At 68.3% G+C, this 6850-nt stretch carries 7 protein-coding genes; 2 read left to right on the top strand and 5 right to left on the bottom strand.

The genetic code is table 11. From position 1 onward, the window contains the following. Nucleotides 1–453: 453 nt before the first annotated feature. Nucleotides 454–1794, top strand: a complete 1341-nt coding sequence (locus ACFC14_RS18515; RefSeq protein WP_376107926.1) for a CoA transferase — start codon at nt 454–456, stop codon at nt 1792–1794. On the opposite strand, the gene ACFC14_RS18510 is transcribed toward ACFC14_RS18515, so the two are convergent. Genes ACFC14_RS18510 through ACFC14_RS18500 form a run of 3 tightly spaced genes read right to left on the bottom strand, consistent with a single transcriptional unit; the run spans nt 1779 to nt 4896 of the window. Beyond that, entirely contained in the window at nt 1779–2573 is a 795-nt protein-coding gene (locus tag ACFC14_RS18510) for a DUF4184 family protein (protein WP_376107923.1), read from the bottom strand. The genes ACFC14_RS18515 and ACFC14_RS18510 overlap by 16 nt on opposite strands. A gap of 28 nt (nt 2574–2601) precedes the next feature. Continuing rightward, entirely contained in the window at nt 2602–3903 is a 1302-nt protein-coding gene (tyrS, locus tag ACFC14_RS18505) for a tyrosine--tRNA ligase (RefSeq protein WP_376107920.1), read from the bottom strand. 39 nt (nt 3904–3942) lie between these two features. Then, nucleotides 3943–4896, bottom strand: coding sequence for an aldo/keto reductase (locus ACFC14_RS18500; RefSeq protein ID WP_376107917.1), 954 nt, complete (start codon nt 4894–4896; stop codon nt 3943–3945). Nucleotides 4897–4949: 53 nt separating this feature from the next. Between ACFC14_RS18500 and ACFC14_RS18495 the strand changes: the two genes are divergently transcribed. Beyond that, on the top strand, nt 4950–5306 hold the full coding sequence (locus tag ACFC14_RS18495; RefSeq protein WP_376107914.1) for a MerR family transcriptional regulator: 357 nt from the start codon (nt 4950–4952) through the stop codon (nt 5304–5306). Between the two features lie 7 nt (nt 5307–5313). Here the strand turns inward: ACFC14_RS18495 and ACFC14_RS18490 are convergent, their stop codons facing one another. Together ACFC14_RS18490 and ACFC14_RS18485 are read right to left on the bottom strand one after the other, a co-directional pair. After that, nucleotides 5314–6141, bottom strand: a complete 828-nt coding sequence (locus ACFC14_RS18490; protein WP_376107912.1) for a hypothetical protein — start codon at nt 6139–6141, stop codon at nt 5314–5316. Further along, nucleotides 6138–6782 (bottom strand): SatD family protein, encoded by a 645-nt coding sequence (locus tag ACFC14_RS18485; RefSeq protein ID WP_376107909.1) that lies wholly within the window; start codon nt 6780–6782, stop codon nt 6138–6140. The genes ACFC14_RS18490 and ACFC14_RS18485 overlap by 4 nt, the downstream gene beginning before the upstream one ends. Nucleotides 6783–6850: the final 68 nt, after the last annotated feature.

The following is a 6850-nucleotide window of genomic DNA, read 5'->3' as shown; positions in this document are numbered from 1 at the left end:
AGCTAGACGAGGATAATTTGGCATTTGACAAGTGCACGCTGTTGAGTTCTCAAGGATCGGATGCTCCCACGACCCAGCCATCACAGCCAGGCCCGCAGGGCAACTTCTCTATCTTACCCACCCTGTCTCGCTTGTCAAATCGGCGCGCCGTGCGGATCAGAGATCCGCAGCGCAGCTGATGACAGCCGCAGAAGAGGTGGATTCCCTATCCTAGACGCAAGCGCCTGATCTCTCAAGTGAGAGTGGATCGGGAGTGGTTCTCCGCTTGAGGGGGGTGAAGCTCTTGGCTCCTCCGCTTCCCTGTGGGGCGAACAAGTAATAAGTTACGTGGGTTCCGGGGTTCTGGCAAATCGGGGCATACACCCCGGGCGTGTCGACTCAGCATCTCAGGCGCTTTACGCCGGATCAGCCTCGGTTTCCGGCGCAGCATCCGATCGAGAGTACGATCTGGGCATGCGCCCGCCCACCGATGACCCGGCCATCAGTCCGGGGGCTGCGCTGCTCGATCGGGTCAGGCTCCTGCTCGATCTCCCTCCCGCCGAGGGAGCGCCCGACGCTCACGCGGCGGTCCCGCTCCCCTCTCGACTGGCGACCGGCGAACTCGCCTGGGCGAGTGTCGCTTCGGCCATGCTCTCCGCCGGCCGCTCCCCCGCGGCCATCGACCCCCACCGCGTGGCCACCGCATATCGGAGCGACCGCATGCTCGCGATCGACGGTGTCGCTCCCCCGGTGTGGTCGCCCTACTCGGGGTTCTGGCGGACTGCGGACGGATGGATCAGGACCCACGGGAACTACCCGCATCACGCAACCGCTCTCTGTGCCGCTCTCGGAATGCAGGATGACGCCGACGCCGATGCCGTTCGGGCCGCGCTCGGGGAACGGGCGACGGCGGAGGCCGTCGCAGCGATCACGCGCGCCGGTGGGCTCGCCGTCGCCGTGACCGCCGAGGATCCGACGACTGATCGAGCGCTTCGTGATGCGCCGCTTCTCGATGTCCGGCACATCACCGGCCCCACACCTCGATACCGGCGGCCCGCACGCGCAATGCCGACGCACGATGATCGTCTCCCCCTCGCCGGTATGCGCGTGCTCGACCTCACCCGCGTGATCGCCGGTCCCGTGTGCACCCGCACGCTCGCTCTCCTCGGCGCGGACGTTCTGCGCATCGATCCGCCGAACCTTCCGGAGCCGGAGTGGCAGCACCTCGATACCGGTCACGGCAAGCGCTCGGCACGGCTGGATGCGCGCACGCCGCAGATGCACGAGTTGCTCGCAGCTGCAGACGCCGTCGTGCTCGGTTACCGCCCCGCGGCCCTGGACCGGCTGGGGCTCGACCCCTCCGCACTCGCCGAACGGTATCCGGGCCTGGTCATCGCGCAACTCAGCGCCTGGGGAACCGAGCATCCCGATCGCGCCGGCTTCGACAGCCTCGTGCAGGCGGCATCCGGCATCGCGCTCATCGAGTCACCGGACGGCGATCGCCCCGGCACGCTTCCCGCCCAGGCGCTCGACCACAGTGCCGGATACCTGCTCGCCGCTGCGGTGACCACGCAGCTTCTGCGCCGCGCACGCGAAGACGGTTCCTGGTACACCGCCATCTCACTCCGCCGCATCGCCGCGGAGCTTCTCGGGATGCCACGCGGGGAGCCGGGGGACGACGTCGAGTTCGATGTCGGCCCGCACCTCGCGCGCTTCGAGGTCGAGGGCAGATCCCTCGTCACCTCGCGACCGGCGATGACCGGACTCGAGTTCGACGCCCCGCACCCCTGGGGGTCGGATCAGCCGATCTGGTGACGACGCCCGCGAACCGCCAGCACGATGCAGAGCACGAACGTGATCGCACCCCACACGGCACACGCCGGAGGCAGGACCCGATAGGCCAGATGCTGCACGGTGAACTCGGCGTCGATGGGGCCGAAAGCGATGATCCCCCAGACGAGCGCGGCGACCAGGATCACCGGAAGCGAGACCCACCACGCGATGCGCACCCCCTGCGGCAGCGACTGCGTGACATCCGCGCGCGCTTCCCGCCGACGCAGCCACAGCAGCGCCCAGACGCCGATGATCAGCAGGCCGATCACACTCGACCCGTGCTGGAGCCACTTGAATCCGGGCAGCGGACCCCACATCGCATCGAGACCGGGGAGCAACTCCACTCCGGCGCGACCCTCGTGCGTGAAGAGATCCCAGAGGATGTGCGATGCCACGCCGATCAGGAAAGACACCGCGAGGAGTACCGGGTACCCGCGCTTCTCGCCCACACCGACCGCTCGTCCTGCGGCTTCCGCACCGCCCTCGCTCCAGTCCTCCGGCAACCGGCGCGCCAGCCACAGCGGCGCGAGTTCCGGCACCGCCGGTCGCAGGATCACGCGCCAGAGGAGGAAGAGGACGAAGGCGAGCAGTGCCGTCCACACGATGTTGCCGAAGGTGTGGGTGAACGAGTAGTTCAACCCGACACCGCGCACGAACAGCGGCAGATCCGGGGTCATGGCGCCGATCGCGATCGCCGCGGGCACCAACGGCGTCCGGATGAACGGCAGCGCGACGAGCGCGTGGCTGGGAGTGAAGGGCATGCAGCTCTGCTATCCGAAGAGCGAAGGCTCAGCCGAGGAAGACGCCGGCGAGAGTCTTCTTGCCACGGCGGAGTACGGACACTCCCCCGGGAAGAGTTCCCTGGACCATGGCGGCATCGTCGTCGACACGTTGGCCGTCGAGCGTGACGCCGCCCTGCGTGATCGCACGCCTCGCCTCCGAGAGACTGGCGACCAGACCGGTCGCCACCAGAGCCTCGACCACCGGAGTGCCGGACGCGACGGTCGCATTCGGGAGCTCTTCCAGCGCGGTGCGAAGCGTCGACGCGTCGAGCGCGGTCAGATCGCCCTGCCCGAACAGCGCCTCGGATGCCGCGATCACCGCCGCGGCGGCGCCGACGCCGTGCACGGTCGCCACCACCTCGAGCGCGAGACGCTTCTGGGCGGCGCGCCGGAAAGGCTCGGTCGCCACGAGTTCCGCGTACTCCTCGATCTCCGAACGGCTCAGGAAGGTGAAGACCTTGAGACGGTCGATGACGTCCGAGTCCGCCGTGCTCAGCCAGAACTGGTACATCCGGTACGGGCTGCACATCTCGGCGTCGAGCCAGACCGCATTGCCCTCGCTCTTACCGAACTTCGTGCCGTCGCTGTTGGTGATCAGCGGAGTGCCGATCGCATGCACCGACGCTCCCTCGGCCCGGCGGATCAGGTCCGTCCCGCTGGTGAGGTTGCCCCACTGGTCGGACCCGCCCGTCTGCAGCACGCAGTCGTACTGGCGGTACAGCTCGAGGAAGTCCATCCCCTGCAGGATCTGGTAGCTGAACTCGGTGTAGCTGATGCCCTCGTCGGAGTTCAGACGCGCGGCGACCGCATCCTTCTTAAGCATCGTGCCGACACGGTAGTGCTTGCCGATCTCGCGGAGGAAGTCGATCGCACTCAGCGGCGCCGTCCAGTCGAGGTTGTTCACGATGCGGGCCGCGTTGTCGCCCTCGAAGCTCAGGTAGCGCTCGACCTGCGTGCGCAGACGTCCCACCCACTCCTCGACGGTCTCTCGCGTGTTGAGGGTGCGCTCCGCTGTCGGACGCGGATCGCCGATCAGACCGGTCGAGCCACCGACCAGACCGAGAGGCTTGTGCCCGGCGAGCTGGATGCGACGCAGCGTCAGCAGCTGCACGAGGTTGCCCAGATGCAGACTCGGCGCCGTCGGATCGAACCCGCAGTAATAGGTGATGGGGTCTCCCGCGAGCAGGGCGCGCAGCGCCTCCTGGTCGGTGGACACGTGGACCAGACCACGCCACACGAGTTCGTCCCACACGTTCTCGAACGTGGGGTCGATCGCCTGGGGTGCGGTCGTCAGAGCGGGAGTTGACACGCGCTCCAGGCTATCAGCGCAGAGCAGCACCGAATCGCGTCATACCGGCTCGTCGAGGCGCTCGATCTCTTCGACGGACAAGGAGATCGACGCGGCATCCATCGCGACATCCAGCTGAGCGAGCTTGCTGCCGCCGAGGATGGGGCGGATGCCGTGCGCGAGCTGCCATGCCAGCACGATCTGCCCGCGTCCGAGGCTTCGAGCCGCCGCGATCTCATCCAACACAGCGAGCCGACGCGCGCTCCCCGGGTGGTCATACACCTCGGGAACGGGCTTCTCCGGATTGTCGTAGGCGCCGGAGAGCAGCGGGGTGTACGCCCAGATCTCGATCCCGTTCGCCCGGGCGAAGTCCCGCTGCTCGTCGCTCAGCACACCGAAGGGGTGCGCGACGCCGGGCGGGAGCGTCCCCGGTCGCGTGCGCAGGTACGTGCTGTTCAGCTGGAACGCGTCGATGGGTACGCTTCCGATGGACCTCGCGTGCGCACGGGCGCGCTCGATGCGCCAGGCCGGGTGGTTGGAGGCGCCGACCCGGCTCACCGTGGCGTCGGCGGTGAGCTCCGCGAGGGCGTCCACCGTGTCCTCGATCGCGACCGCCCGGTCCTCCTGGTGCAGCCAGAGCATGTCGATGCTGTCGATACCCAGGCGTTCGAGACTCCCGTCGACCGCAGCGCGGACCGCGCGCGGAGAGAGTCCGGTCCGGCGCTCGGGCCAGGAGCCGGGCCAGAGGGGTTCGGCGCCGACCTTGGTGGAGATACGGACCTGCGCGCGTGCACTCGGTCGCGCTGCCAGCCAGCGGCCGAGCACCTCCTCGGAGGCCCCGCCGTGCCCCGTCTCGCTCGCCCAGAAGCTGTAGCAGTCGGCGGTGTCGATCCAGATGCCGCCGCGCTCGACGAAGCGGTCGAGCAGGGCGAAAGAGGTCTCCTCATCGACGAGCGTTCCGAAGGACATCGCTCCGAGAACGAGCGGAGATACCGTGGTGTTCTGGTTGGTCATGACTTCACTGTGCAACCTGGAGCGCGCTCCAGGTCAAGCCCTATGCTCGGCTCATGACGACGTACACACCAGCGGAGACCGCGGCCCGGTCCGGCTTCAGCATCGACACGCTCCGGTACTACGAGCGCGAGGGCATCCTGCCCGCGGTGTCGCGCACGGCCGGTGGACATCGCGCGTACACCGATGCCGAGCTCGGACTCCTGGAGTTCCTCAAGTGCCTCCGCGAGACCGGTATGCCGGTGGAACGCCTGCGCCGCTACGGTCAACTCTGCCAGCGCGAGGACACGATCCCGGAGCGGATCGCGCTTCTCGAGGAGCACGCGATGACCGTCGAGAAACAGCTCGCCGAGGTTCTCGCGCAGCAGCGGCGTCTTGCAGAGAAGCTGGACTGGTACCGATCGTTGGGCTGACCCGCCGTCAGCTGTGCGCCGCCCACCAGACGAGGAAGGCTGCGCCGAGGGCGATGACCCAGCTGACGAGGCTTCCCACGAGGAAGTACTCGGCCCTGGCGCCGGTCTCGCCGTCGCGCGAGATCTCGGGGAAGCGGACGATGCCCTTCGCCGCCAGCATCGCCGCGAGGATCGGGTACGCCGCGGCGAGCGTGAGGATCAGGACGAGGATGCGCTCGAGTGGGCCGATCAGTCGCCCACCCTGGAAACCGGCTCGGGGGTCGGGGGCGGTCGCCACCGCAGACGGCTTATCGTCGGTCGCTTCGGCGACCGTCGGCTGCGGCTCCGCGGCGCGGGACGCGGCTTCGGGTCCGGATGCGTCGTCAGAGCCGGAGTCGGGCTCCGCGATCTGCTCCGCGGGACGCCAGGTGTGCTCGCCGTCGAGGGCCACGCGCACCACGAGGTTGGCGGACTCCAGGAGGAACGCCGTCACTCCGAGCACCAGCATCGCCAGATCGAACGTGACCTCGCCGAACGGCGAACGCAGCTGCCACACTGCGCCGATGAGTCCGGCATGCGCTCGCCCGCCCGCCCAGATCACAGCTCCCACGACGACGAGAGCGAGGACGACGGCCGGCCAGAATCCTGCGCGCGACGTTCGATCGTGGGGCATGCACCAGATCCAGAGCGCTCCGGCCACGAGCGCGGCGATCATCGGCAGCAGAGCGTCGCTGACGCTGCCGAGCAGCAGCAGCACGACAGCCGCGGCCAGATATCCGATCCAGCGACGGGGAACGAACTGCCGCACGAGGTCTGCGGCTCCGACGGCGAGCAGGATGAACCCGGCGAGGATCATGCCGACTCCTCTCTGAGCGCGGCGAGTCCTTCGATGAGCGCGGCGGATCCGGCGCGTCGCAGCGACTTCGAGATGCTCGGCTGGGAGATGCCCTCCTGCTCCGCGAGCTCCTGCTGCGATCGGCCGACCAGGCGCCCGTATGTGAGTCGGCGCTCGCGCGCGCTCATCGCTCCCACCAGCTCGTCACGCGCGAGCAGATAGGCGTTGGAGACCGCGATCGTCGAAGCCATGACCTCATCCTGCCCCGGCGCTCCGACAATCCAGGTGCGCGTCCGCGGCACGGCGCGCTGCTCGCGGGAGTGAACGGTCTCGATCGCCGCCCGCGCGGCGTACCAGCCGGGCCCGTCGGCCAGTTCGCCGTGCACGGAGGCGACGGCGCGCACCTCCCCCACGCCGATGCCGAAGCGGAAGGCGATCCCATCGGGCAGCCGCAGCTGGATCAGGAAGAGCGAGGTCAGCGCATCGCGGAGCTCCCGGTAGACGCCCTGCTGCTCGTCTCCCACCGTGGGTGTCAACGGCTGAGCGGCCAGGGGAAGGTCGGTTTCGGCCTGCGCGATGGTCTCGTCCAGCACGCGCTGCGCCGCGCCACGATCCCCGAGCTCCCGGGACCCCACGATGTCTGCGATCACAGCGATGACCATGCGATAACCTTATCACGAATATTGTTATATATATGCGTTATTAGGTTATGGATTGGAAATATGCCCCT

Origin of the sequence: Microbacterium sp. NPDC055988, assembly GCF_042269505.1 — a bacterium.
In the GTDB taxonomy this organism is placed as follows: domain Bacteria; phylum Actinomycetota; class Actinomycetes; order Actinomycetales; family Microbacteriaceae; genus Microbacterium.
This window is presented reverse-complemented; position numbering and strand designations above follow the sequence as displayed.

What these genes read in the sequence shown, in the direction of transcription:
- ACFC14_RS18500 (WP_376107917.1), bottom strand. Translation starts at nt 4,896, where the DNA reads ATGACCAACCAGAACACCACGGTATCTCCGCTCGTTCTCGGAGCGATG.
- ACFC14_RS18490 (WP_376107912.1), bottom strand. Translation starts at nt 6,141, where the DNA reads ATGATCCTCGCCGGGTTCATCCTGCTCGCCGTCGGAGCCGCAGACCTC.
- ACFC14_RS18515 (WP_376107926.1), top strand. Translation starts at nt 454, where the DNA reads ATGCGCCCGCCCACCGATGACCCGGCCATCAGTCCGGGGGCTGCGCTG.
- ACFC14_RS18485 (WP_376107909.1), bottom strand. Translation starts at nt 6,782, where the DNA reads ATGGTCATCGCTGTGATCGCAGACATCGTGGGGTCCCGGGAGCTCGGG.
- ACFC14_RS18495 (WP_376107914.1), top strand. Translation starts at nt 4,950, where the DNA reads ATGACGACGTACACACCAGCGGAGACCGCGGCCCGGTCCGGCTTCAGC.
- ACFC14_RS18510 (WP_376107923.1), bottom strand. Translation starts at nt 2,573, where the DNA reads ATGCCCTTCACTCCCAGCCACGCGCTCGTCGCGCTGCCGTTCATCCGG.